Origin of the sequence: Roseovarius sp. (genome assembly GCF_965228755.1) — a bacterium.
Classification (GTDB): Bacteria; Pseudomonadota; Alphaproteobacteria; order Rhodobacterales; family Rhodobacteraceae; genus Roseovarius.
The window spans coordinates 20,448-43,167 of sequence record NZ_CBDDIG010000010.1 but is presented as its reverse complement, the minus strand read 5'-3'; the positions used below and the strand labels follow the sequence as shown (position 1 = coordinate 43,167).

The 22,720-nt window shown below is 66.1% G+C and carries 25 protein-coding genes; 10 read left to right on the top strand and 15 right to left on the bottom strand.

Annotated elements, in window-relative coordinates:
- Positions 1–43 precede the first annotated feature (43 nt).
- The 4 genes from upp to ACO07J_RS18030 all read right to left on the bottom strand — a co-directional run bounded on the left by upp (position 44) and on the right by ACO07J_RS18030 (position 3,648).
- A complete protein-coding gene (gene upp, locus ACO07J_RS18045) occupies positions 44–676 on the bottom strand; it encodes a uracil phosphoribosyltransferase (protein WP_422031519.1) in 633 nt (210 codons plus the stop codon).
- A 74-nt stretch (positions 677–750) separates the two neighbouring features.
- The gene (locus tag ACO07J_RS18040; protein WP_422031517.1) at positions 751–1,947 is read right to left on the bottom strand and encodes a phosphopentomutase; all 1,197 of its coding nucleotides are present in this window, start codon (positions 1,945–1,947) and stop codon (positions 751–753) included.
- The gene (locus ACO07J_RS18035) at positions 1,947–3,251 is read right to left on the bottom strand and encodes a thymidine phosphorylase (RefSeq protein WP_422031515.1); all 1,305 of its coding nucleotides are present in this window, start codon (positions 3,249–3,251) and stop codon (positions 1,947–1,949) included. Before ACO07J_RS18035 ends, ACO07J_RS18040 begins: the two co-directional genes overlap by 1 nt.
- A gap of 4 nt (positions 3,252–3,255) precedes the next feature.
- Positions 3,256–3,648 carry a cytidine deaminase gene (locus ACO07J_RS18030; protein ID WP_422031513.1) on the bottom strand — a complete coding sequence of 131 codons (393 nt, stop codon included), beginning with the start codon at positions 3,646–3,648 and terminating at the stop codon, positions 3,256–3,258.
- Positions 3,649–3,812: 164 nt separating this feature from the next.
- Between ACO07J_RS18030 and ACO07J_RS18025 the strand changes: the two genes are divergently transcribed.
- The 3 genes from ACO07J_RS18025 (at position 3,813) to ACO07J_RS18015 (ending at position 8,982) form a co-directional block, all read left to right on the top strand.
- Positions 3,813–6,092: an NADP-dependent malic enzyme gene (locus tag ACO07J_RS18025; protein ID WP_422031511.1), complete on the top strand. Its 2,280-nt coding sequence runs from the start codon at positions 3,813–3,815 to the stop codon at positions 6,090–6,092.
- Positions 6,093–6,098: 6 nt separating this feature from the next.
- Entirely contained in the window at positions 6,099–6,536 is a 438-nt protein-coding gene (locus tag ACO07J_RS18020) for a hypothetical protein (protein WP_422031509.1), read from the top strand.
- Positions 6,537–7,089: 553 nt separating this feature from the next.
- Entirely contained in the window at positions 7,090–8,982 is a 1,893-nt protein-coding gene (locus tag ACO07J_RS18015) for a propionyl-CoA synthetase (RefSeq protein ID WP_422031507.1), read from the top strand.
- Between the two features lie 59 nt (positions 8,983–9,041).
- Here the strand turns inward: ACO07J_RS18015 and ACO07J_RS18010 are convergent, their stop codons facing one another.
- From ACO07J_RS18010 to ACO07J_RS17990, 5 genes are all read right to left on the bottom strand, one after another.
- The gene (locus ACO07J_RS18010; protein WP_422031506.1) at positions 9,042–9,296 is read right to left on the bottom strand and encodes a CsbD family protein; all 255 of its coding nucleotides are present in this window, start codon (positions 9,294–9,296) and stop codon (positions 9,042–9,044) included.
- Between the two features lie 125 nt (positions 9,297–9,421).
- Complete coding sequence (locus ACO07J_RS18005; protein ID WP_422031504.1) at positions 9,422–9,796, bottom strand: curlin repeat-containing protein; 375 nt, start codon at positions 9,794–9,796, stop codon at positions 9,422–9,424.
- 29 nt (positions 9,797–9,825) lie between these two features.
- On the bottom strand, positions 9,826–10,239 hold the full coding sequence (gene csgH, locus ACO07J_RS18000; RefSeq protein ID WP_422031502.1) for a curli-like amyloid fiber formation chaperone CsgH: 414 nt from the start codon (positions 10,237–10,239) through the stop codon (positions 9,826–9,828).
- Positions 10,240–10,303: 64 nt separating this feature from the next.
- Complete coding sequence (locus ACO07J_RS17995; protein WP_422031500.1) at positions 10,304–10,810, bottom strand: hypothetical protein; 507 nt, start codon at positions 10,808–10,810, stop codon at positions 10,304–10,306.
- 266 nt (positions 10,811–11,076) lie between these two features.
- A complete protein-coding gene (locus ACO07J_RS17990; protein ID WP_422031498.1) occupies positions 11,077–11,844 on the bottom strand; it encodes an NAD kinase in 768 nt (255 codons plus the stop codon).
- 169 nt (positions 11,845–12,013) lie between these two features.
- On the opposite strand from ACO07J_RS17990, the gene glyA reads away from it, so the two are divergent.
- Both glyA and ACO07J_RS17980 read left to right on the top strand, forming a co-directional pair.
- Positions 12,014–13,321, top strand: a complete 1,308-nt coding sequence (glyA, locus tag ACO07J_RS17985; protein WP_422031496.1) for a serine hydroxymethyltransferase — start codon at positions 12,014–12,016, stop codon at positions 13,319–13,321.
- A 70-nt stretch (positions 13,322–13,391) separates the two neighbouring features.
- Complete coding sequence (locus ACO07J_RS17980) at positions 13,392–14,282, top strand: DUF817 domain-containing protein (RefSeq protein ID WP_422031494.1); 891 nt, start codon at positions 13,392–13,394, stop codon at positions 14,280–14,282.
- Here ACO07J_RS17980 and ACO07J_RS17975 read toward each other — a convergent pair.
- A complete protein-coding gene (locus tag ACO07J_RS17975) occupies positions 14,221–14,595 on the bottom strand; it encodes a hypothetical protein (protein ID WP_422031492.1) in 375 nt (124 codons plus the stop codon). The genes ACO07J_RS17980 and ACO07J_RS17975 overlap by 62 nt on opposite strands.
- Positions 14,596–14,672: 77 nt before the next feature.
- On the opposite strand from ACO07J_RS17975, the gene ACO07J_RS17970 reads away from it, so the two are divergent.
- Positions 14,673–15,428 (top strand): alpha/beta fold hydrolase, encoded by a 756-nt coding sequence (locus ACO07J_RS17970; RefSeq protein ID WP_422031490.1) that lies wholly within the window; start codon positions 14,673–14,675, stop codon positions 15,426–15,428.
- Between the two features lie 451 nt (positions 15,429–15,879).
- Here ACO07J_RS17970 and ACO07J_RS17965 read toward each other — a convergent pair whose 3' ends face one another.
- Together ACO07J_RS17965 and ACO07J_RS17960 are read right to left on the bottom strand one after the other, a co-directional pair.
- A complete protein-coding gene (locus ACO07J_RS17965) occupies positions 15,880–16,125 on the bottom strand; it encodes a hypothetical protein (protein WP_422031488.1) in 246 nt (81 codons plus the stop codon).
- Positions 16,126–17,018: 893 nt separating this feature from the next.
- Positions 17,019–17,201: a CTP synthetase gene (locus tag ACO07J_RS17960; RefSeq protein WP_422031486.1), complete on the bottom strand. Its 183-nt coding sequence runs from the start codon at positions 17,199–17,201 to the stop codon at positions 17,019–17,021.
- Positions 17,202–17,585: 384 nt separating this feature from the next.
- On the opposite strand from ACO07J_RS17960, the gene ACO07J_RS17955 reads away from it, so the two are divergent.
- Positions 17,586–17,729 carry a hypothetical protein gene (locus ACO07J_RS17955; protein WP_422031484.1) on the top strand — a complete coding sequence of 48 codons (144 nt, stop codon included), beginning with the start codon at positions 17,586–17,588 and terminating at the stop codon, positions 17,727–17,729.
- A gap of 45 nt (positions 17,730–17,774) precedes the next feature.
- Here the strand turns inward: ACO07J_RS17955 and lepA are convergent, their stop codons facing one another.
- Positions 17,775–19,574 carry a translation elongation factor 4 gene (gene lepA / locus ACO07J_RS17950; RefSeq protein WP_422031482.1) on the bottom strand — a complete coding sequence of 600 codons (1,800 nt, stop codon included), beginning with the start codon at positions 19,572–19,574 and terminating at the stop codon, positions 17,775–17,777.
- Positions 19,575–19,722: 148 nt separating this feature from the next.
- Between lepA and ACO07J_RS17945 the strand changes: the two genes are divergently transcribed.
- Complete coding sequence (locus ACO07J_RS17945; protein ID WP_300896298.1) at positions 19,723–20,121, top strand: DUF2177 family protein; 399 nt, start codon at positions 19,723–19,725, stop codon at positions 20,119–20,121.
- 67 nt (positions 20,122–20,188) lie between these two features.
- On the top strand, positions 20,189–20,467 hold the full coding sequence (locus tag ACO07J_RS17940) for an acylphosphatase (RefSeq protein WP_422031479.1): 279 nt from the start codon (positions 20,189–20,191) through the stop codon (positions 20,465–20,467).
- A 34-nt stretch (positions 20,468–20,501) separates the two neighbouring features.
- Here the strand turns inward: ACO07J_RS17940 and ACO07J_RS17935 are convergent, their stop codons facing one another.
- Positions 20,502–21,425: a LysR family transcriptional regulator gene (locus ACO07J_RS17935; RefSeq protein WP_422031477.1), complete on the bottom strand. Its 924-nt coding sequence runs from the start codon at positions 21,423–21,425 to the stop codon at positions 20,502–20,504.
- A 103-nt stretch (positions 21,426–21,528) separates the two neighbouring features.
- On the opposite strand from ACO07J_RS17935, the gene ACO07J_RS17930 reads away from it, so the two are divergent.
- Positions 21,529–22,173, top strand: coding sequence for a class I SAM-dependent methyltransferase (locus ACO07J_RS17930; RefSeq protein WP_422031475.1), 645 nt, complete (start codon positions 21,529–21,531; stop codon positions 22,171–22,173).
- Between the two features lie 9 nt (positions 22,174–22,182).
- On the opposite strand, the gene ACO07J_RS17925 is transcribed toward ACO07J_RS17930, so the two are convergent.
- Positions 22,183–22,638 (bottom strand): Lrp/AsnC family transcriptional regulator, encoded by a 456-nt coding sequence (locus ACO07J_RS17925; RefSeq protein ID WP_350130073.1) that lies wholly within the window; start codon positions 22,636–22,638, stop codon positions 22,183–22,185.
- Positions 22,639–22,720: the final 82 nt, after the last annotated feature.

Sequence of the window (22,720 nt, the reverse complement as noted above, 5' to 3'; positions counted from 1 at the left end):
GTCGAGATTGCCTTATAATATGATGTGAGTAAACAGGTTTCCCTTACTGCGTGCCGAACATGCGGTCGCCCGCGTCCCCCAGCCCCGGCAGGATATACCCCAGCTCGTTCAGCCGCTCGTCCAGCGACGCGGTCACGATCGGCACGTCCGGATGCGCCTCCTTCATCCGAGCCACACCCTCCGGCGCGGCCAGCAGGCATAGGAATCGGATGTCCTTCGCGCCGGCCTTCTTCACGAGGTCCACCGCCGCGGCCGAGGAATTGCCGGTCGCCAGCATCGGGTCGACAACGATCGACAGCCGCTCGTCCAGCAGTTCGGGCACCTTGAAATAGTACTGCACCGGCTGCAGCGTCTCCTCGTCGCGATAGAGGCCCACGAACCCCACCCGGGCCGAGGGAATCAGCTCCAGCATCCCGTCCAGAAGGCCGTTCCCCGCCCGCAGGATCGAGATCAGCGCCAGCTTGCGCCCGTCCAGCACCGGCGCGTCCATCTCCTCCAGCGGGGTCTCGATCCGCCGCGTCGTCATCGGCAGCTGGTGAGTCACCTCGTAGGCCAGCAACTGGCTGATCTCGCGCAGAAGCTGCCGGAACACGGCCGTGGATGTGGTCTTCTCCCGCATCAATGTCAGCTTGTGCTGCACCAGCGGGTGTTTCACGACGGTCAGGTGCTCTTTCATCTCCGGCTCCTCTCAGGCTGTCTGCCCCGCCTTTTCCCGCAATCGCGCCCCGAGGGCAACGCCGGATGCCGCGTTCAGCCCTCCGGCGGGGTCAGAAAACTGCGCCCCGGCCCGCCATCCTCGAGGCCCAGCCACGCCGCCACGCTCGCGGCCACGTCGACGAACCCCACCAGCCCCAGCGCGCCCGTCCCGGCCCCCGCCACCAGCACCGGCACCCGCTCGCGCGTATGATCGGTGCCGGGCCATGTCGGGTCATTGCCGTGATCCGCGGTCAGGATCATCACGTCCCCCTCCCCCAGCCGCGGCAGCAATTCCCCGATCTTTCCGTCGAACCATTCCAGCGCGGCGGCATAGCCCTCCACGTCGCGCCGGTGGCCATAGACCGCGTCGAACTCCACGAAATTGGCGAATGTCAGGCTCCCGTCCTCCGCCGTCTCCAGCGCATCGGCCAGGTGCCCCATCAGCTCCGCATCGGTGCCCTTGGCCACGTCGGTGATCCCCTGCATCGAGAAGATATCGCCGATCTTGCCGATCGCATGAACCTTGCCACCACCGGCCCGCACCCGGTCGCACAGCGTCCAGCCCGGCGGCGCCATGGCGAAATCCCGGCGATACCCGGTGCGCCGGAAGCCGCTTTCGGCATCGCCGGTGAACGGCCGGGCGATCACCCGGCCCACCCGCATCTCGTGCAGCATCGGCGCGATCTCGCGACAGAGCGTCAGCAGGCGCTCGCGCCCGAAAACCTCTTCATGCGCGGCAATCTGGAACACGCTGTCGGCCGAGGTATAGCAGATCGGCCAGCCCGTCCGCATATGCGCCTCGCCCAGTTCCTCGAGGATCACCGTGCCCGAAGCATGGCGATTGCCCAGCACGCCCTCCGTCCCCGCCAGCCGCTTCACCGCCTCGGTGATCTCCTCCGGAAAGGCCGGCTCGGCGTCGGGAAAGTAATGCCAGTCGAACGGCACCGGCAGCCCGGCCAGCTCCCAATGCCCCGAGGTCGTGTCCTTCCCCTTCGACACCTCGCTCGCCGCGCCCCACAGCCCCTCCGGCACGGCCCCCAGCCCCGGCGCCATCTTGCCCGACGCAAGCTTCACAGCCGCGCCCAGCCCCAGCCTGTCCAGCACCGGCATCTTCAGCCCGGCCCGCGCCTGCGCGATATGCGCCACGGTGTTCGACCCCGTATCCGGTTCGCCCGCGTTCAGGTACTCGCCCGCATCCGGCGCCCCGCCGATGCCCACGGAATCCATCACGATCAGGAACACCCGCGCCATCAGCCGACCCTCTCATGCACCAGCGGCGGCAGCTCCGGCGCGACCTCGCCCACGGTGATCGCCCGCCGCAGGATCGCCTCCGCCCGGTCGGCATGTTCGGCCCGTGCCGCATGGATGCGCAGCAGCGGCTGGCCCGCCTCCACCTCCGCGCCCAGAGGCAGAATATCCGACAGCCCCACGCTCGGCTCGATCACGTCGCTTTCCACCTGCCGGCCACCACCCAGCTCGATCACGGCAAGCCCCATCGCCTCGCCATCCATGGCAGCGACGTACCCGGCCCGCTCGGCCTTGAACTCCCGGATCACGGTCGCCTCGGGCAAGAACCAGGCCCAGCGCTCGACGAACCCCACCGGCCCGCCCATCGCGCCAACCATCCGGCCGAACCGCTCCGCCGCACGCCCGTCGGCCAGCGACGCGCGGATCTTCTCCGCACCCTCGCCCTCGTCCTTCGCCAGCCCCGCCCCGGCCAGCGCCAGCCCGCCCAGCACGGCGCACAGCTCCGCTAGCGGCCCGGTCTCCTGCCCGGTCAGCACCCGCATGGCACAGGCCACTTCCAGCCCGTTGCCCAGCGCCGGCGCCAGCGGCTGGTTCATGTCGGAAATCACCGCGCTCGTCCGGCATCCAGCAGCATTCGACGTCTCGACCAGCGCCTCTGCCAGCGCGCGGGCGTCCTCTTTACCTTTCATGAACGCCCCGCTGCCAAGTTTCACGTCCAGCACGAGGCCATCCAGCCCGGCGGCCAGCTTCTTCGACAGGATCGACGCGGTGATCAGGTCGAGGCTCTCCACCGTCGCGGTCACGTCGCGGATCGCGTAAAGCCGCCGGTCCGCGGGCGCCACCTGCCCCGTCGCGCCGACAATCGCGCACCCCGCGGCGTTAACGATTTGGTAAAGCTGCGCCTCGCTCATGTCGGTCCGCAGCCCCGGGATCGCCTCCAGCTTGTCGAGCGTCCCGCCGGTATGGCCCAAGCCCCGGCCCGAGATCATCGGCACGAACGCCCCGCACGCCGCCAGCGCCGGCGCCAGCACAAGGCTCACGCAATCCCCCACCCCGCCGGTCGAATGCTTGTCGATCACCGGCCCGTCCAGCCGCCACCGCAACGTCTCGCCACTGTCCCGCATCGCCAGCGTCAGCGCCGTCCGTTCCTCGGGCCTCAGCCCCTTCAGCAGCACCGCCATGGCAAACGCCCCGGCCTGCGCATCGCTCACATGCCCGCTCGCCAACCCGTCGGCAAACCACGCCATCTCCTCCGCCGAGGCGCCCCGCCCGTCCCGCAGGGCGGCAATGATCGCACGCGCATCCAACCTGTCAGTCTTTCGCCATATGGGCCTGCTCGAACGCCAGGGGCAGCAACTCCGCCAGCGTCACGGTCTTCTCGACCCCCGCCACCGTCGCCATCGTCACCCTGACATCGGCCGCACCGAACTCCGCCAGCTTCTGCCGGCACCCGCCGCAGGGCGTCACCGGCGCCGGGCTGTCGGCGATCACCGCCACCTCGGCGATCTCGCCCTCGCCCGCCGCCACCATCGCGGCAATCGCCCCGGCCTCGGCGCATGTCCCCTCCGGATAGGCCACGTTCTCGACATTGCAGCCCACGAACACCCGGCCCGACCCGCTCCGGATCGCCGCGCCCACCTTGAACCCGGAATAGGGCGCATAGGCTTTCTCCCGCACCTTCGCGGCCTCCTCGATCAACGACATCTGGCAATCCTCTCCCGTTCCGCCGGCGCACCGGCCAGATAAAGATTGCGCGCCATGAACCCGATATGCAAGCTGACGCTGCGCGAATTGCCGCGCCGGAAGGCAACGGCTTGCGCGCCGCAGGAAATGGTTTAGCACTAAACCAAATCGCGGGAGGGACCAGAATGACCGACAACCCCAAGGACGCCCAGACCCAGGCGGCGCTGGCCTATCACCAGTTCCCCAAGCCCGGCAAGCTCGAGATCCGAGCCACCAAGCCGCTCGCCAACGGCCGCGACCTGTCGCTCGCCTACTCCCCCGGCGTGGCCGAGGCCTGCCTTGAAATCAAGGGCGACGAGAAGGCCGCCAGCCTCTACACCTCCCGCGCCAACCTCGTCGGCGTGGTCTCCAACGGCACCGCCGTGCTCGGCCTCGGCAATATCGGCGCGCTCGCCTCCAAACCGGTGATGGAGGGCAAGGCGGTGCTCTTCAAGAAATTCGCCAATATCGACTGTTTCGATATCGAGGTGAACGAATCCGACCCCGAGCGCCTGGCCGAAATCGTCTGCGCGCTCGAGCCCACCTTCGGCGCCATCAACCTCGAAGACATCAAGGCGCCCGACTGTTTCATCGTCGAGAAGATCTGCCGCGAGCGGATGAACATCCCCGTCTTTCACGACGACCAGCACGGCACCGCCATCGTGGTCGGCGCCGCCGCCCGCAACGCTTTGCACGTCGCCGGCAAATCCTTCGAGGAGATCAAGATCGTCTCCACCGGCGGCGGCGCGGCCGGCATCGCCTGTCTCAACCTCCTGCTCAAACTGGGGGTGAAGCGCGAAAACGTCTGGCTCTGCGACATCCACGGCCTCGTGTACGAAGGCCGCGAGGTCGACATGAACCCCCAGAAAGCGGCCTTCGCCCAGGCAACCGACCTGCGCACGCTCGACGACGTGATGGACGGCGCCGACCTCTTCCTCGGCCTCTCCGGCCCCAACGTGCTCAAGCCCGAACACGTGGCGAAAATGGCCGACCGCCCGATCATCTTCGCGCTGGCCAACCCCACGCCCGAGATCATGCCCGACGTCGCCCGCGAGGTCGCGCCCAAGGCCATCATCGCCACCGGCCGCAGCGATTTCCCCAACCAGGTCAACAACGTCCTCTGCTTCCCCTTCATCTTCCGAGGCGCGCTCGACGTGGGCGCGACCGAGATCAACGACGAGATGCAGATCGCCTGCGTCGAGGGCATCGCGGAACTCGCCCGCCACACCACCTCGGCCGAAGCCGCGGCCGCCTACAAGGGCGAACAACTCACCTTCGGCGCCGACTACCTGATCCCCAAACCCTTCGACCCGCGCCTTTCGGGCATCGTCTCCACCTCCGTCGCCCGCGCGGCCATGGAAACCGGCGTCGCCGCCCGCCCGCTCGACGATCTCGACGCCTACAAGCACCGGCTCGATGCCAGCGTCTACAAGTCCGCCCTGCTCATGCGCCCGGTCTTCGAGGCCGCCCGCACCGCCTCGCGCCGCATCGTCTTTGCCGAGGGCGAAGACGAACGTGTCCTCCGCGCCGCCCAGGCCATTCTAGAGGAGACCACCGAACAGCCCATCCTGATCGGCCGCCCCGAGGTGATCACCACCCGCTGCGAACGCCTCGGCCTCGAGATCCGGCCCGAGCGCGACTTCAACATCGTCAACCCGGAGAACGACCCCCGCTACCGCGATTACTGGGGCAGCTACCACGCCCTGATGAAGCGTCGCGGCGTCTCGCCCGATCTCGCCAAGGCAATCATGCGCACCAACACCACCGCCATCGGCGCCGTCATGGTCCACCGGGACGAGGCCGACAGCCTGATCTGCGGCACGTTCGGCGAATACCACTGGCACCTGAACTACATCTCGCAGGTGCTCTGCTCCGACGATTGCCACCCCCAGGGCGCGCTCTCGATGATTATCCTCGAAGATGGCCCGCTCTTCATCGCCGACACCCATGTCAACGTCTTCCCCACGCCCGAGCAACTGGCCGAGATCGCCATCGGCGCCGCCCGCCACGTGCGCCGCTTCGGGATCGAGCCCAAGATCGCCCTCTGCTCGCAATCCCAGTTCGGCAACCAGGGCAGCGATTCCGGCAAACGCCTGCGCGCCACGCTCGACCTGCTCGACAGCAAGCCGCGCGATTTCGCCTATGAAGGGGAAATGAACGTCGACACCGCGCTCAGCGCCGAACTGCGCGAACGCCTCCTGCCCGACAACCGGCTCGAAGGGGCGGCCAACATCCTGATCTTCTCGAACTCCGACGCGGCCTCGGGCGTGCGCAACATCCTCAAGGCCAAGACCGGCGGGCTCGAAGTGGGGCCGATCCTGATGGGCATGGGTAACCGCGCCCATATCGTCACCGCCGGCGTCACGGCGCGCGGCCTGCTCAACATGGCGGCCATCGCGGGCACGCCGGTCGCGCATTACGGTTGATCGTCCATGTCGGAGTTCATGCTGCACCTCTATCGCGACGACCATCACCTGAAACGCATCGGCGCCTGCAAGGACGGCTCGCTGTTCTGGATAGACAGCCAGTTCGTGACGGAAGACGGCGCACCCGTGGATTACCTCTGCACCTACCGCTTCGCGGCGGATGGCCAGTTCACCTTCTGCAAGATCGAAAGGCTGGGTCCGCGAGACGAGATCGACACCGCCGAGTGGGAGGCCCGTCTCGCCGCACATATCCGCTGGCTAGGGCCGCATTCGTTCGGGGATATCAGGGTGCAACCGTTCTCGATCCGGCATGACGGCCATATCTTCGGCGCGGCCATCCGCACCGAAGAGGTCGCGCCTGATGATCCGCCTCTGGTCGACCTGCTGCCGGGGCATACGTTGATGTTCTTTCCGCCATGGGAAGAGGGCGGCTACGACACCTGAAAGGCTTGCGCAATAACGAGGTGCCGCAGCGCAGGGGCTGCGCTGCGGCGTCGAGATGGGGATCTGGGAAGATTACTTGTTCGTCGGTTTCGTGCCGGGTTTGGCCGGCTTTTGTTTCTTGTCGCCCATGGCAACAGCACCCTGTGATGATCGGCCCGGCACCGCGCCGGACCGTAGCCCGAAAATAGGCCCGCGCCGCCCGCGATTCTGATATGTTTTCGACATCGCCGATGTCGAAATTCACCCTGAGCGAAAAACCTCCGTACGTTGGCCGCCTTTCCGCGCAACGCCGCGCCGGACGTGGTAAACCGCCCCCTCGGGATGGCAGGGTGCCGGGTAGATGATTCTCCGCCCCGGTTCTGCAAACTTTTGCAAACCGACCGCGAAAAACCATCTCGGTTGAAAATTTTTTAAACTTTGCAAAAGTTTGCAGGTGACATCGGGCAGAAACTGCAAATTCTGTGCGGTAATCTGCCACGCATCGCATCGCCCCTCTTGCCGCAGCGGCAGCGCGTCCCGTAACACGTATCCCAACGGAGCGGAGGAGAACACCATGGGATACAAAGAGGTCTACGAGAGCTGGAAAAAGGATCCGGAAGGGTTCTGGATGAAAGCCGCCGAGGGCATCGACTGGGAAGAGAAACCGTCGAAGGCGCTCTTCGACGACAAGGCCCCGCTCTACGAGTGGTTCCGCGACGGCAAGGTCAACACCTGCCACAACGCGCTCGACCGCCACGTCGCCGCCGGCAACGGCGACCGCACCGCGATCATTTATGACAGCCCGATCACCGGCACCAAGGAAAAGATCAGCTATGCCGAGATGCTCGACCGCGTGGCCTCCCTCGCCGGCGCGCTGAAGAAACAGGGTATCGAGAAGGGCGACCGCGTCATCATCTACATGCCGATGGTGCCCCAGGCGCTCGAGGCGATGCTCGCCTGCGCCCGCCTCGGCGCGATCCACTCGGTCGTGTTCGGCGGCTTCGCCGCCAACGAGCTGGCCGTTCGCATCGACGACGCCCGCCCCAAGGCCATCATCGCCGCCTCCTGCGGGCTCGAGCCGGGCCGCGTGGTCGAGTACAAACCCCTCTACGACGGCGCCATCGAGCTGGCGAAACACAAGCCCGAGTTCTGCGTCATCTACCAGCGCGAACAACACCCGGTCGAGCTGACCGAGGGCCGCGACCATGACTGGCACGCTTTCCAGGACGGCGCCGAGCCCGCCGACTGCGTCCCGGTCGAGGGCGACCACCCGGCCTATGTCCTCTACACCTCCGGCACCACCGGATCGCCCAAGGGCGTCGTCCGCCCCACCGCGGGCCACCTCGTGGCGCTCAACTGGTCGATGAAGAACATCTACAACGTCGATCCGGGCGAGGTGTTCTGGGCCGCCTCCGACGTGGGCTGGGTCGTGGGCCACAGCTACATCTGCTACGGGCCCCTGGTCCACGGCAACACCGCCGTCGTGTTCGAGGGCAAGCCCGTCGGCACCCCCGATGCCGGCACCTTCTGGCGGGTGATTTCCGAGCACAACGTGCGCAGCTTCTTCACCGCCCCCACCGCCTTCCGCGCCATCAAGCGCGACGATCCCAAGGGCGAATTCGTCAAGAAATACGACCTGAGCGGCCTCCGCGTCCTCTACCTCGCCGGGGAACGCGCCGATCCCGATACCATCAACTGGGCCGCCGATCAGCTGGGCGTACCCGTGGTCGACCACTGGTGGCAGACGGAAACCGGCTGGCCCATCACCGGCATCCCCGTCGGCATCGAGAAGATGGAGGTCAAGATCGGCTCGTCCGGCGTGCCCTTCCCGGGCTACGACATCGACATCCTCGACGAGACAGGCCAACCGCAGGCCCCCGGCACCCTCGGCGCCGTGGCGATCAAGCTGCCCCTGCCGCCCGGCACCCTGCCGACGCTGTGGAACGCCGAGGACCGCTTCCGCAAATCCTACCTCACCACCTTCAACGGCTATTACGAGACCGGCGATGCCGGGCTGATCGACGAGGACGGCTACCTCTACATCATGGCCCGCACCGACGATGTCATCAACGTCGCCGGCCACCGCCTGTCGACCGGCGGCATGGAAGAGGTGCTGGCCAGCCATCCCGACGTGGCCGAATGCGCCGTCATCGGCGTCACCGACCCGATCAAGGGCCAGCTTCCGGTGGGCTTCGTCTGCCTCACCAAGGGCGTGAACCGCCCGCACGGGGAAATCACCGTCGAATGCGTCAAGCTGGTCCGCGACCGGATCGGCCCGGTCGCGGCCTTCAAGCTCTGCGTGGTGGTCGACCGCCTGCCCAAGACCCGCTCGGGCAAGATCCTGCGCGCCACCATGGTCAAGATCGCCGACGGGCAGGACTACAAAATGCCCGCCACCATCGACGATCCCGCCATCCTGGGCGAGATTTCCGAGGCGCTGCAGACCATAGGCTACGCCAAGACCTGACGGGCAAAAGAAAAGGCGGCCCGCAAAGGGGCCGCCGGAAACTCGTATGAAGCTGCGGGTCAGACCCGCCGGGCGAACTCGTCGGCTTCGCGCTCCGCCTCTTCGCGGGCCCAGCCGTAGCGTTCCTGAAGCTTGCCGATAAGCTGCTGACGCTTGCCCTTGGCCTCGTCCAGCTCGTCGTTGGTCAATTCACCCCAGCGCTCCTGGGCCTGACCTTTGACTTGCTTCCAGTTGCCTTCGATTTGATCCCAGTTCATGACATCCTCCATGGCGTCGATGGTTGCTGCGTGTTCAATTCCAACGTGACCGCCCATGAAAGGTTCCGTTCGTTTCAGCACCCGCCCCGGCAAAGCGGCGGCTTTCGGCACAAACCCCGGATATCTGTCAGGAACCGTACAGAACTACCTGAGTTTCAAGCGAAATTCCGCCGCTCGCCAAGTTACCACGTAAGCACCAGCGCCCCGCCCGGCCCCTCGCCGTGCTGGTCGATCGTCACGTGGGTGTCGTTGCCGCGCTGGACCACCGTGGCCCGCTTGTTGTTGCCCCGCTGACTGACCGTGGCGGTATTGTTGTTCCCCGTCTGCACCACCGTCGCGCGGCTGCCTTTGGTGCGGGCACGGCCAAAGATGGCGCCGGCATTCTGGGCCCGGGCCTGGCCGAAGGCATTGCTCCCGGTCCAGCCGACATTCTCGCGCGACTGGCCGTACATGGCCTGTCCGTTGGTAATGCCGACCACCCGGTCGCTCGGGTCGGCAGAGGCGATACCGGCACAAAGCGCAAGACCGGCGGCAAGGGAAAGCGTGAAGCGAGACATGGGGAAACTCCTGTGGTGACGATGTGGGATCAAAGGTCTTTGGTGTCGGCCGCGGGTCGGCAGCGCAGCCGCTGCCCATTCACGGTCAGTTCGAGATCGGCGGTATAGGACTGGGCCGTGCCCCCCATGGTCGCCTCGCCAAGGGTGACGGTGCGGCCGGCCGCGACGGTGAATTCCCCGCCCTGGTCGATCACCGCCTGCCCGCCGCCGCTCGACTGGCGGATGCTCAGCGCATAGTCGCCCGACACGTCACGCTCTGCGGTGACCTTGCCGGAAATCTGCACCGCATCTCCAAGGTCGCGGGTGACGATGGCGCATCTCAGGCCCTCCGCGGTGACGCGGGCCGTTTCATGGGCCTCGCCCTTGCCGACGAAGGTGCCGAAGGCGGTGGCCGATCCGGCGGCCAGTATGACGAGGGCGGCTGTGGGTAGCTTGCGTTTCATCCTCTTGGTCCTTTCCCGGTTGGGCGGGGCGCATGCCGCCATGGCGCGCGCCCCGCCGGTTGCGTCAGTCCTGAACGATGACCGAGACGTTGCCCCGGCCGGTCTGGCGCGAGGTCGCGTGGTTGCCGTTGCCGGTCTGGATCACGCCGACGGCGTTGCAGCTGCCCGACTGGTCGACATCGGCCGAGTGGTTGCGCCCGAACTGGGCGACGCCGGCGATGTTGCACCGCCCCGACTGGCTGGTGAGCGCGTTGTTGTGCCGGCCCTGCTGGCCGATGACCGAGCGGTTGCTGCGCCCGATCTGGCCGGTCACCGCGTCGTTCATGCGGCCCGACTGTTCGACCGAAACGCTGTTCCGGCGCCCGTCCTGCGTGTGGATCGACAGGTTGCTGTTGCCGCGCTGGTACACGTTGAGCCGGTTATAGGTGCCGCCCTGAGACGCGCCGATGCTGTGGTCGCGGCCGAACTGGCTGATCGACACGCGGTTGCTGTCCGCGAAGGAGGTCGACGCCGCGCCGAGCCCGATCAGCAGCGCGAGAGCAGCGGTCTTGATGTGATATGCCTTGGTCATGGTCATGGTCCTTTCAGACGAAGCGTTCTTGTTTCTGGCGGGCCGGCATCGTGTTGCGTCGGCCTGTGTCGAACGATGGGGCCGGCGCCGCGAGACAGGCAATAACCGGGCCCCGACATGGGATAACCATGGCGTTGCTATCGGATAACAATCGCGAAAAACGCTTGTTTACAGGGGGTTGCCAAAAGGCCCCGGGATTTCCGCATCGGCGGAAAAACGACCGCGCCCCTTGCCGGGATCGCCGATATCACGCGATGACAGGCGGCTTATTCGAACTGTTCGCGGATCAGGCGCTCTTCCAGCCCGTGCCCGGGATCGAAAAGGATTCGGTGCGCGATGCTGGGCTCCGACCGGATCACCACCCAGACGACATTCTCCACCCACAGGCTGTCCGCATTGGCCATTACCGGCCGCTTCCCGGCGTTCAGCACGTCGAATCGCACCTCGGCCGACTTGGGCAACAGCGCGCCCCGCCACCGCCGCGGCCGGAACGCCGCCACCGCCGTCAGCGCCAGCACGTCCGACCCGATCGGCAGGATCGGCCCGTGCGCGGAATAGTTGTAGGCGGTCGATCCCGCCGGCGTCGCCAGCAGCGCCCCGTCACAGACCAGCTCGGCCAGCCGCAACCGCCCGTCGACGGTGATCTTCAGCTTCGCCGCCTGCGGCCCCGACCGCAAGAGCGAAACCTCGTTGATCGCCAGCGCCTTGTGCAGCTTGCCATCCACCGTCTTGGCGGTCATCGACAGCGGGTTGATCACCTCTTCCGCCGCCTTGGCCAGCCGCTCGGTCAGGTCGCTCTCGCTGTATTCGTTCATCAGGAACCCGACCGTGCCCCGGTTCATCCCGTAGACCGGCGTATCGAGGTTCTGCGTCCGGTGCAGCGTGTGCAGCATGAACCCGTCACCGCCCAGCGCCACGATCAGGTCGGCCTCGGCCTCGTCGGTCTGGCCGAACCGCTGGACAAGCGCGGCACGCGCCGTCTGCGCTACGGCCACGTCGCTGGCCACGAAGGCGATCTTGAAGTCCTTGGCCATGAGCTTGGGTTTCCGATGCGCCTTCTTCTTGGCTCTTACGATACGCGTGTCTCCGGTGTTGCGCGGAATATGCCGGTACTGCAAGGGGTTTTGTCGCTTTACCACCTTTCAACCAAACCCCGTTTCCGATAGGAAATCGCGTCAAAGGCAATCGGACGGAGTCATCACCATGCCGCACGACGGAAACCAGCCCTTTGAGGGCAAAGACTTTTTCACCCAGTCCCTCGCCGAGCGCGACCCCGAGATCGCCAAGGCCATAGAATCGGAGCTTGGCCGCCAGCGCGACGAGATCGAACTGATCGCGTCCGAGAACATCGTCTCGGCCGCCGTGATGCAGGCCCAGGGCTCGGTCCTGACCAACAAGTACGCCGAAGGCTATCCCGGCCGCCGCTACTATGGCGGGTGCCAGTATGTCGACGTGGCCGAGAACCTCGCCATCGAGCGGGCCAAGCAGCTCTTCAACTGCGGCTTCGCCAACGTGCAGCCCAACTCGGGCTCGCAGGCCAACCAGGGCGTCAACCAGGCCCTGCTCCAGCCGGGCGACACCATCCTCGGCATGAACCTCGCCTCGGGCGGCCACCTCACCCACGGCGCGGCCCCCAACCAGTCGGGCAAGTGGTTCAACGCCGTGCAATACGGCGTCCGCAAGCAGGACAACCTGATCGACTACGACCAGGTCGAGGAGCTGGCCAAGGAACACAAGCCCAAGATGATCATCGCCGGCGGCTCGGCCATCCCGCGCGTGATCGATTTCGCCCGCTTCCGCGAGATCGCCGACATGGTCGGTGCCTACCTGCATGTCGACATGGCCCACTTTGCCGGCCTCGTCGCGGCGGGCGAGCACCCCTCGCCCTTCCCCCATGCCCACATCGCCACCACCACCACGCACAAAACCCTGCGCGGCCCCCGTGGCGGCATGATCCTCACCAATGACGAGGAGATCGCCAAGAAGGTCAACTCGGCCATCTTCCCCGGCATCCAGGGCGGCCCCCTGATGCACGTCATCGCCGCCAAGGCCGTGGCCTTCGGCGAGGCGCTTCAGCCCGAGTTCAAGACCTACATCAAGCAGGTCCGCGCCAATGCCGACGCGCTGGCCGACCAGCTGATCAAGGGCGGTCTGGACATCGTCACCGGCGGCACCGACACCCATGTCATGCTCGTCGACCTGCGCCCCAAGAAGGTCACCGGCAACATCACCGATGCCGCCCTTGGCCGCGCCCATATCACCACCAACAAGAACGGCATCCCGTTCGACCCGGAAAAGCCCACCGTGACCAGCGGCATCCGCCTCGGCACCCCCGCTGGCACGACCCGCGGCTTCAAGGAGGCCGAGTTCCGCCAGATCGCCGACTGGATCGTCGAGGTGGTCGACGGGTTGGCCGCCAACGGGCCCGACAATAACGGCGAGGTCGAGGCGAAGGTAAAAGGCGAAGTCATGGCCCTGTGCCAGCGCTTCCCGCTCTACCCGAACCTCTGATCCGGGCTTCGTCCACGGAAAAAGGGCCGCGGCGCTGGACATACCGGCGCCGCGGCCTTCTTATGTCGCCATGACGACGACCCGCCGGATAGAGCGCCATCTCGGCGACTGGATGCGCGCCCGCCTGCCCGGCTGGGCGGCCGAGCTTGTGATGTTCCTCCTCAAGATGGGCTGGTCCGGCCTCTTCGGCCTGTCGCTTCTCGTGGCCATCATCGGCACCAGGCTGATCTGGTCCGACGCCATGCCGCTCTACCGCTACGATTTCCTCGTCATCGTGGCCCTCGGCCTTCAGGCCCTCTTCCTCGCCCTGAAACTGGAAACATGGGAAGAGGCCCGCGTCATCGCCCTCTTCCACCTCACCGGCACGGCGATGGAGTTCTTCAAGGTCCACGCCGGATCATGGAGCTACCCGGAACCGGGCCTCTTCAAGATCCTCGGCGTGCCGCTCTTCTCGGGCTTCATGTATGCCAGCGTCGGCAGCTTCATGGCCCGCACAATCCGCGTGTTCGACATGCGCTTCGCCCCCTACCCGCCCTATTGGCTGACCATGCTGCTGGCCATTGGCATCTACGTGAATTTCTTCGCCCACCACTTCCTGCCCGATATCCGGCTCATCCTCTTTGCCGCGACCGTCCTACTCTTCCTGCGCACCCGCATCTGGTACCGCATCGGCGACAATCTCTACTGGATGCCCCTGCCGCTGGCGGCCTTCCTGTCGGCGATCTTCCTCTGGGTGGCCGAGAATATCGGCACGATGACGGGCACATGGGTCTATTCCGGCCAGGCCCGGCTGGAACTGGTCAGCCTCGGCAAGCTGGGCTCGTGGTACCTGCTGCTTTACGTGGCTTTCGTCACGGTGACGCTCGTGGTCCGCCACCCGCTCTCACCCCGACCGCTGGTCAGAGAGGAGCTTGCCACCGCACCAGCACCACGACGAGCCCGCCCAGAAGCAGCAGGTTGAACACCACCACCGCCAGCCATGTCATGACGGCATTGCGCCGCGCCTCCGCCCGGTCGAACCGCTTGAGATGCCCGGTGATGCTGTCGAACGCCTGATCCGTCTCCACCGGGTCGGCCAGCCGCGCAAGCTTCGGATGCCCCATCTGCCGCTCCGCCCGTACCAGCGTCTCGCCCGCGCGCCGCTGCGCCCTGGGCAGCCGCCGGCCCGCCCGCGAAAGCCGCACTTTCAGGCTCTTGCCCCGCACGCCCAGCCGCTTCTGCAGCAACTCGCTCAGGCTCTCGGCCCGCTGGTGAAACTTCGCCGTGTCAATCATCCCGACTTCCCTAGCGCAGCCCCGCGGCACACTCAACAGGGCTGGCGATCCACGCGCGTCTGCGCTATCGCTCGCCCATGCTCAACGTCATCGAACATGGTGAACCCACCGACAGGCCCGGCCTGCTGATCGCCCACGGGCTCTACGGCTCGGGGCGCAACTGGGGCGTGATCGCCAAGCGTCTCGCCGACGAACGCAAGGTCATCGCCGTCGACATGCGCAACCACGGCCACAGCCCGTGGTTCGACACCCACAGCTATCCCGATCTCGCCGCCGACCTGGCCGAGGTAATCGACCATTTCGACGGACCCTTCGACGTGCTCGGCCACTCCATGGGCGGCAAGGCGGCGATGACGCTGGCGCTCACGCAGCCCGACCTCGTCAACCGCCTGATCGTCGCCGATATCGCGCCCGTCGCCTACGGCCACTCACAGGCGAAATACATCGACGCCATGAAGGCGGTCGACCTCTCGGGCGTCGAACGCCGCTCCGACGCGCAGGAGCGGCTGGCGCCCCATGTCGACGATCCGGCGCTGGTGCCGTTCTTCCTGCAATCGCTCGACGTGAAGAACCGCGAATGGCTCCTCAACCTCGACACGCTCGGCGCCGAGATGGACAGCATCATGAGCTTCCCCGACCTCTCCGGCCGCTACGAGGGCGAAACCCTCTTCCTGACCGGGGCCGAGTCCGACTACGTCACCCACGACCACCGCGACACCATCAAGACCCTCTTCCCCAAGGCCCGCTTCGCCAAGATCCCCGGCGCGGGCCACTGGGTCCATGCCGAGAAACCGCGCGAGTTCGAGGCCGCGGTCCGCACCTGGCTGGGCTGAGGATAACCCGCGCCTTTATCGCGTTTGTGAAAGCCCCCGGCCCGAACGCGCGAGTGAAACGCCCGCGCAACGCACGCTTCCTTCAGACGGAATTTCCGGCAACGCGCCAAACCTGACTGTCGGGAAAGTTCGGGCGGCGGCGGGCTCCTCCTCCGCACCGCCGCCCGTTAACCCTTCCTTAAGAAGGGGTGTGCCGCCCGGGTGTCCTAATCATCAGGCGACACCAACACCGGACCGTCCCGCCGGAACCCCGGCTGGTGCGGCAATCGGGCGATCGCGGGCATCCCCACACCCGCCGCCCGTTCCGCCTGCGCGACGGCCCGCCCAGCACGGGCACCGTCGGCAGATGCGAAATCAACGCAGGGATCGACGTGCGATCCGGTCTTGTCAGAAAGCGGTTTACCCAGCGGAAGGCAAAGCCGCCTTGATATGAATCAAACGCGATGAAAAATTACTCGATCCCGAGAATTTCCATCGCCTTTCCAAGCTCTTCGACCGACGCGGCATGATCGCCGGCGTCGTGCAGCTCTTCCCCCTTGGCGCGCAGCTCCTTCACCTGGGCCAGGTCCTCCTCGCTCAGGTCGGCACTGCTCGCGGCCAGCGCCGCGTCGATCTTCGCCATATCCTGCGGGCAATGCGCCGCCATCACGGGTCCGGCGGCCAGCGTCAGGGCGGCGGCAAGGGCGTAACGTATCATGTGGGTCTCCTCGTGGGCACAGGGTGACGCAACGGTAACCCGATTCCCGGGATCCCCATAGCGCCCTCGCAGGGCTCTGCGGAAAGGCGCCGACGCATATCTTGCGGAAATGCCATAGCCTTGGCGGAAAAGCCCGTCAGCCCTACCAGATGTTGTTGCCAGCCGCCCGGGCCCGGTGTAAGGCTTCCCCCACAGGTGCAACAGACGCGGTAGCATCAAAGACGGCGGGACCCGATTGCCATTGGCACGGGTCCCGTTTGCCTTGGGAGAACCAAGAAATAGGAAAGGCGTCAGGTGCTCAGACGCGGTCCTTGCATCGCGGTTCCGGTCGAACGACCTTTCCCGCACCCTGACGCCTAGCTGGTCATCTCGCCCCGAAGGGTCCGTCGGCCAGTTTGCCTCCAGCCTTGCGGCCATCAGCGTGCCTCCGGCCTTGCGGCCTTTGGCTGTCACGGCGACCAAACCCCTGGGGGCCATACGGTCTGACGTGACCCGCTCGGAACCCTGTCATGATCACCGCGATCCGGACGGCTGCGAAGCAACCCGTCTCGCTGCGGCCATGCCATGAACCCTTGCGGAGGGGCCGTTAAACGCCGGGCTCGCGCCCCTTGTCTCGTCTCCCTTCGCGCCGGCTCCGGGCCTTTGCGCACCGTCCGGTCTCTACTGATCCCGTCCGGTCATATAACTGTTACGCGGCCCCCCGAGTCGCGCAAGAAAATAGCACTGCAGCATCGAAAAAAGCTGTGGATCAAACGGTTGATAACCTTGCAGAAATCCTGTGGACAAGGCCGGAAAACCGTTTTGCCCGGCTGGCTTGCACGGGGATAAGTTGACGCATGGTCAAACGCGTGGCGACGCCCGGGTTTTCTGCACCCGCGAAGGGTTTCGCCCCCTCAGGACAGCCCGCGCAGCCGTTTCGCCACCACCCACGACACCGGAAGCGCCAGGATGAATCCCACCCCGGCGGCGACAAGGATCGCCCCGAACGTATCCTGACCCGAGACAAGCGCGGCGATGACCGCGCTCCCGGCAAGGGTCGATCCGATGAACAGGTGAAGAATGAAGGTCAGCCACATGGTATAACTCCCGGGATTGTCGCGTTCCGATGGGCGGGTCTTACCGCGAAGCGCGACGCGACGCATTGACCAGTGTCAAACTGCACCTGTTGCCCCTCACGAGGGCTTTGCGCCCGGAAACACTGTCATCCCAACAACCAATCGCGCTTTTCGGCAGAGCCTTGCCGATACACAACCGCAGATTTTGCAATCGCCGGCTTCCGCCACATATCGCAACGTAAAGAACGCCAGCGAGGCCCGACATGACCCGACTTCTCCTTGCCCTGCCCCTGATCGCCGCCCTTGCCGGCTGCGAAACGACCAAAGGATTCATTCAGGACGTCGAGGACGTGACCACCGCCGTGATCCGCTGACACACCCCAAGAAAAACGAAAGGAGCCCCCGATGACCCGCAAACTCTGGACCGCCCTTGCCCTCGCCTGCACCCTGCCCCTGCTGGCAAGCTGCGCCCCCCTCATCGGGGCCGGCGCCGTCGTCGCCGCGGACAAGATCGCCGAGGAAGAGAACAACGACGAAGGTCTGTTCTAGGCTTTAGGGCTCAGGAATACGGGCGCCGGCCGGCAAGTGCCGGCGTCACCCATCCATCTTAAGCGCCGAGATGAACGCTTCCTGCGGGATCTCCACCTTCCCGAACTGGCGCATCTTCTTCTTCCCGGCCTTCTGCTTTTCCAGCAGCTTCTTCTTCCGGGTGATGTCGCCACCATAGCACTTCGCCGTCACGTCCTTGCGCAGCGCCGACAGCGTCTCGCGGGCAATCACCTTGCCGCCGATCGCCGCCTGGATCGGGATCTTGAACATGTGGCGCGGGATCAGGTCCTTGAGCTTCTCGCACATCGCCCGCCCGCGCATCTCGGCCCGGTCGCGGTGCACCATCATCGACAGCGCATCGACCGGCTCGTCATTCACCAGAACCTGCATCTTCACCAGGTTGTCGGCGCGATACCCCTCGAGCTGGTAATCAAACGACGCATAGCCCTTGGTCACCGATTTCAGCCGGTCGTAGAAGTCGAACACCACCTCGTTCAGCGGCAGGTCATAGACCGCCATCGCCCGGCCGCCCACGTAGGTCAGGTCAAGCTGGATGCCGCGCCGGTCCTGGCACAGCTTCAGCACGTCGCCCAAGAATTCGTCCGGCACCAGGATCGTCGCCTTGATTCGCGGCTCCTCGACATGGTCCACATGCGTGAGGTCGGGCATGTCCGCCGGGTTGTGCAGCTCGATCTGCGAGCCGTCCTTCATGTAGACATGGTAGATCACCGATGGCGCCGTGGTGATCAGCTCGATATCGTATTCCCGCTCGATCCGGTCGCGCACCACTTCGAGGTGCAAGAGCCCAAGAAACCCGCAGCGGAAGCCGAACCCCAGCGCGGCGGAGCTTTCCATCTCGTAGCTGAACGACGCATCGTTCAGCGCCAGCTTCTCGATCGCGTCCCGCAGGTCCTCGAACTCGGCCGAATCCACCGGGAACAGACCACAGAACACCACCGGCACCGACGGGTTGAAGCCCGGCAGCGGCTTCTCGCAACCCTTCTTCTCGGTCGTGATCGTGTCGCCCACGCGGGTGTCGCGCACCTGCTTGATCGAGGCGGTGATGAACCCGATCTCGCCCGGGCCCAGCTCGTCGACCACGGTCATCGCCGGGCGGAACACGCCGATCCGCTCGACATTGTAGACCGCGCCGGTCTGCATCATCTTGATCCGGTCGCCCTTCTTCATGACACCGTCCATGATCCGCACCAGCACCACGACGCCCAGATAAAGGTCGTACTTGCTGTCCACCAGCATCGCCTTCAGCGGCGCATCCCGGTCGCCCTTGGGCGGCGGCAGATCGCGGATGATCGCCTCCAGCACCTCTCGGATGCCCTGCCCGGTCTTGGCCGACACCGGGATGGCGCCCGAGGCGTCGATGCCGATCACGTCCTCGATCTGCTCGGCCACCCGGTCGATATCGCTCGCGGGCAGGTCGATCTTGTTCAAGACCGGGATCAGCTCGTGATCCGCGTCAATCGCCTGGTAGACGTTGGCCAGCGTCTGCGCCTCGACCCCTTGGGTGCTGTCCACCACCAGAAGCGAGCCTTCGACCGCCCGCATGCTCCGCGATACCTCGTAGGCAAAGTCCACGTGGCCAGGCGTGTCGATCAGGTTCAGCACGTATTGCTCGCCATCGTCGGCGGTATAATCGATGCGCACCGTGTTGGCCTTGATGGTGATGCCGCGTTCCCGCTCGATATCCATCGAGTCGAGCAACTGCTCCTTCATGTCGCGTTCGGCCACCGTATCCGTCATCTGGATCAGGCGGTCGGCCAGCGTGGATTTCCCGTGGTCGATATGCGCCACGATAGAGAAATTGCGGATGTGCGAGAGCGGTGTCATGACGTTGGGATATGAGGCGGATTGCGCTTAGGGTCAAGGTGGGTTGAGCGGCGCATGCCCCTCCGGATGACGATTATACGCGCGCCGCCGCCCCCACCCATGGACCGCCCGCCGCCCCGCCCTACCTCCTTGCCGAAAGGAGACCCCAATGCACGCCATCTGGCTCTATCTCGTCACCGCCGTGATCTTCTTCGGGCTCGATTTCCTCGGGCTGCGCTACCTCGTGAAACCGGTCTTCGAACGCCACGCGGGCGAACTTCTGGCCGACAGCGTGCGCATGGGCCCGGCCTTCGCCTTCTATGCCGCCTACGTGGCCGGGCTCGTCTACCTCGTCTCGCTCCCCGCCCTGCGCGCGGGCCAGCCCTCGATGGCGCTTCTCAACGGCGCGGTGGTGGGCGCGCTGGCCTACGGCACCTACGAGTTCACCAATTTCGCCACGCTCAAACACTGGTCCTGGCAGATGGTCGCGACCGACCTCGCCTGGGGCACCGCGCTGACGGCGGTCTCGGCCTGGCTGGGCGTTGTGGCGGTCAGCCGCCTGTCCTGACTCTATCCCCGACGATTCCCGCCCTCCCTGTGATATACTGCCGGTAAAACCGCCAGGGAGGGCTGCGATGTCCGATACGAAAGCCGTTCAGGCCCGGATCGAGGGCCGGGTACAGGGGGTCTCGTTCCGCGCCTGGACGCAGATCGAGGCCAAGGTGCGGGGGCTGACCGGCTGGGTCAGGAACGAGGCCGACGGCGCGGTCACCACGCTGATGGCGGGCCCGGTCGCCTCGGTCGACGAGATGCTGCGCGAGCTGAACCACGGCCCGCCCGCGGCTGTCGTCCATTCCGTCGAAGTAAGCGAGGCCGACTGGCCCGGCGAGAACGGCTTCGAGATCCTGCGCTGACAGGGCTTCCGCCCTCTGCCCCGTAGGCCGGGCTTCAGCCCGGCCCCGCCGGCACCCCCGGCCCCCGCCCCGCTCCCGCAAAAAACTCCGCCAGCATATCGAACACCAGCCGGATCCGCTTCGACGTGTGCACCTCCCTGTGAGTCACCAGCCAGACCGGAATGCGCAACGGCTCCACCCCCGGCAACAGCGCCTCCATCCCCGGCGTCGGCCCGCCCACGTCATCCACCATCATCGCGATCCCCAGCCCCTGCCGCGCCAGTTCCCACGCCACCACCCCGTTCTCCGAACCGACCCGGAAATTCGCCTCGGTCAGCGGATAGCCCAGCGGCGCCAGGAACCCGATCATCCGCGCCACGTCCCCGAACCCGATGAAATCATGGGCGCCCATGTCGGCCACCGTCTCCGGCCGGCCCCGCCCCTCCAGGTAAGCGGTCGCCGCGTAAGGCCGCGCCGTCGCCTCCTGCACCAGCCGGGCGGTCAGGCCGGGCTGTTCCGGGCGCACGTGGCGGATGGCGATATCGGCCTCGCGGCGCTGCAAGTCGCGGATATCGTTGGCGGCCACAAGTTCGATCCCGACCCCCGGCGCCGCATGCCGGATCCGGGCCACCACCGGCGGCAGGATGAGGGCGCACATCACGTCGGACGCGGTGATCCGCACCTGCCCCTCCACCTCCTGGGCGGCACCCGACGCGGTCAGCGCCATCCGTTCCGCGGCGGCCCCCATGGCGCGGGTATGCTCCAGCAGATCCAGCCCCGCCTTCGTCAGCATCAGCGCCCGCCCCGCCCGCTCGAACAAGGTGACGCCCAGCGTCTGCTCCAGCGCGGCCACCTGCCGGCCCAGCGTCGGCTGCGTCTGCCCCAGCGCCCGCGCCGCGGCCGAGAACGACCCTTCCTCGGCGGTGGCCCAGAAGGCCCGCACCTGGTTCCAGTCGAACGCGATGGACTGCCAATTCATGCATTATTGCATATCATCACTGCAAAATTCGGCAATTCCTCTTCGACATCCGCATGGGATAAAGCCGCCACAGACCCACACGCCATGCAAGGACCAACCCGCCATGATCGCCGCACAGCAATTCTGGGACAAGGCGGCCGAAGGCTACGCAAGATCGCCCGTCCGGGACGAGGCCGCCTATGCCACCACCCTGAACCGCGTCCGCGCCCATCTGACTCCACGGGATCGCGTGCTCGAACTCGGCTGCGGCACCGGCACGACCGCGCTCAAGCTGGCCGATAAGGTGGCCCACATCACCGCGACCGACATCTCGGGCGAAATGGTGCGGATCGGGCAGGAGAAGGCGGCTGCCGAGGGCATCGCCAACGTCACCTTCCTGCAGGGTGTTCCGGGCGACGCGGCGCTCGCGACAGGCGGCACCTACGACGTGGTCACCGCCTTCAACCTCCTCCACCTGATCGACGACTTGCCGGCCTTCCTCGCCCGCATCGCACCTCTGGTGAAACCCGGCGGCCTCTTCATCTCCAAATCCGTCTGCCGGCCAGCCCCCGGCGAAGGCGGTCTCAAGTTCGCCGCGCTCCGGCTGATCCTTCCGGTGATGCAGGCCCTGGGCAAGGCGCCCTTCGTGGCCTTCCGCCCCATCCCCGCGCTCGAAGCAACAATCGAAGCGGCCGGCTTCACCATCCTCGAGACCGGCAATTACCCGGCACGCCCGCCCAGCCGGTTCATCGTCGCCCGCAAACTCTGACCCCCGGCCTCACCCCTGCGGCAGCGCATCCCGCCGGATCATCGTCCGCAGCGCGAAGCTCGACCGCATCGAGCGGATGTTCTCGGTCTGCATCAAGCCGTCCTCGAGAAACCGGTCGAACGCCGCAAGATCCGCCGCCACCACCCGGATCAGCACGTCGCGCGTGCCGGTCATCAGGTAGCATTCCATCACCTCCTCGAACCGCCGCAAGTCACGCTCCAACGCGGTGATTGCCGCGCGCGTCTGCTTCTCCAGTTCCACGAAGATGAACACGTTCAGCGGCAGCCCCAGCCGCTCCTGGTCGACCCGGGCGGAATAGCCGGTGATGATCCCGTCCTTCTCCAGCCGCGCGATCCGCCGCGCCAGCGGGGTGGGCGACAGGCCGATCCGCTCGGACAGGTCGGCCAGCGTCTGGCGCCCGTCCCGTTGCAGCGCGGCGATGATCTGGCGATCGGTCTTGTCCATTTCCTCCACCATGTGTGGCTGTTCTGGTGATTTTCACCAATCATACATCAAATCAAGCCGATCTTTGCTGATTTTTTGCACG

Coding starts and splice junctions, on each gene's coding strand:
- upp (WP_422031519.1), bottom strand. CDS start 676: ATGAAAGAGCACCTGACCGTCGTGAAACACCCGCTGGTGCAGCACAAG.
- ACO07J_RS18040 (WP_422031517.1), bottom strand. CDS start 1,947: ATGGCGCGGGTGTTCCTGATCGTGATGGATTCCGTGGGCATCGGCGGG.
- ACO07J_RS18030 (WP_422031513.1), bottom strand. CDS start 3,648: ATGTCGTTGATCGAGGAGGCCGCGAAGGTGCGGGAGAAAGCCTATGCG.
- ACO07J_RS18025 (WP_422031511.1), top strand. CDS start 3,813: ATGACCGACAACCCCAAGGACGCCCAGACCCAGGCGGCGCTGGCCTAT.
- ACO07J_RS18020 (WP_422031509.1), top strand. CDS start 6,099: ATGTCGGAGTTCATGCTGCACCTCTATCGCGACGACCATCACCTGAAA.
- ACO07J_RS18015 (WP_422031507.1), top strand. CDS start 7,090: ATGGGATACAAAGAGGTCTACGAGAGCTGGAAAAAGGATCCGGAAGGG.
- ACO07J_RS18010 (WP_422031506.1), bottom strand. CDS start 9,296: ATGGGCGGTCACGTTGGAATTGAACACGCAGCAACCATCGACGCCATG.
- ACO07J_RS18005 (WP_422031504.1), bottom strand. CDS start 9,796: ATGTCTCGCTTCACGCTTTCCCTTGCCGCCGGTCTTGCGCTTTGTGCC.
- csgH (WP_422031502.1), bottom strand. CDS start 10,239: ATGAAACGCAAGCTACCCACAGCCGCCCTCGTCATACTGGCCGCCGGA.
- ACO07J_RS17995 (WP_422031500.1), bottom strand. CDS start 10,810: ATGACCAAGGCATATCACATCAAGACCGCTGCTCTCGCGCTGCTGATC.
- ACO07J_RS17990 (WP_422031498.1), bottom strand. CDS start 11,844: ATGGCCAAGGACTTCAAGATCGCCTTCGTGGCCAGCGACGTGGCCGTA.
- glyA (WP_422031496.1), top strand. CDS start 12,014: ATGCCGCACGACGGAAACCAGCCCTTTGAGGGCAAAGACTTTTTCACC.
- ACO07J_RS17980 (WP_422031494.1), top strand. CDS start 13,392: ATGACGACGACCCGCCGGATAGAGCGCCATCTCGGCGACTGGATGCGC.
- ACO07J_RS17975 (WP_422031492.1), bottom strand. CDS start 14,595: ATGATTGACACGGCGAAGTTTCACCAGCGGGCCGAGAGCCTGAGCGAG.
- ACO07J_RS17970 (WP_422031490.1), top strand. CDS start 14,673: ATGCTCAACGTCATCGAACATGGTGAACCCACCGACAGGCCCGGCCTG.
- ACO07J_RS17965 (WP_422031488.1), bottom strand. CDS start 16,125: ATGATACGTTACGCCCTTGCCGCCGCCCTGACGCTGGCCGCCGGACCC.
- ACO07J_RS17960 (WP_422031486.1), bottom strand. CDS start 17,201: ATGTGGCTGACCTTCATTCTTCACCTGTTCATCGGATCGACCCTTGCC.
- ACO07J_RS17955 (WP_422031484.1), top strand. CDS start 17,586: ATGACCCGCAAACTCTGGACCGCCCTTGCCCTCGCCTGCACCCTGCCC.
- lepA (WP_422031482.1), bottom strand. CDS start 19,574: ATGACACCGCTCTCGCACATCCGCAATTTCTCTATCGTGGCGCATATC.
- ACO07J_RS17945 (WP_300896298.1), top strand. CDS start 19,723: ATGCACGCCATCTGGCTCTATCTCGTCACCGCCGTGATCTTCTTCGGG.
- ACO07J_RS17940 (WP_422031479.1), top strand. CDS start 20,189: ATGTCCGATACGAAAGCCGTTCAGGCCCGGATCGAGGGCCGGGTACAG.
- ACO07J_RS17935 (WP_422031477.1), bottom strand. CDS start 21,425: ATGAATTGGCAGTCCATCGCGTTCGACTGGAACCAGGTGCGGGCCTTC.
- ACO07J_RS17930 (WP_422031475.1), top strand. CDS start 21,529: ATGATCGCCGCACAGCAATTCTGGGACAAGGCGGCCGAAGGCTACGCA.
- ACO07J_RS17925 (WP_350130073.1), bottom strand. CDS start 22,638: ATGGACAAGACCGATCGCCAGATCATCGCCGCGCTGCAACGGGACGGG.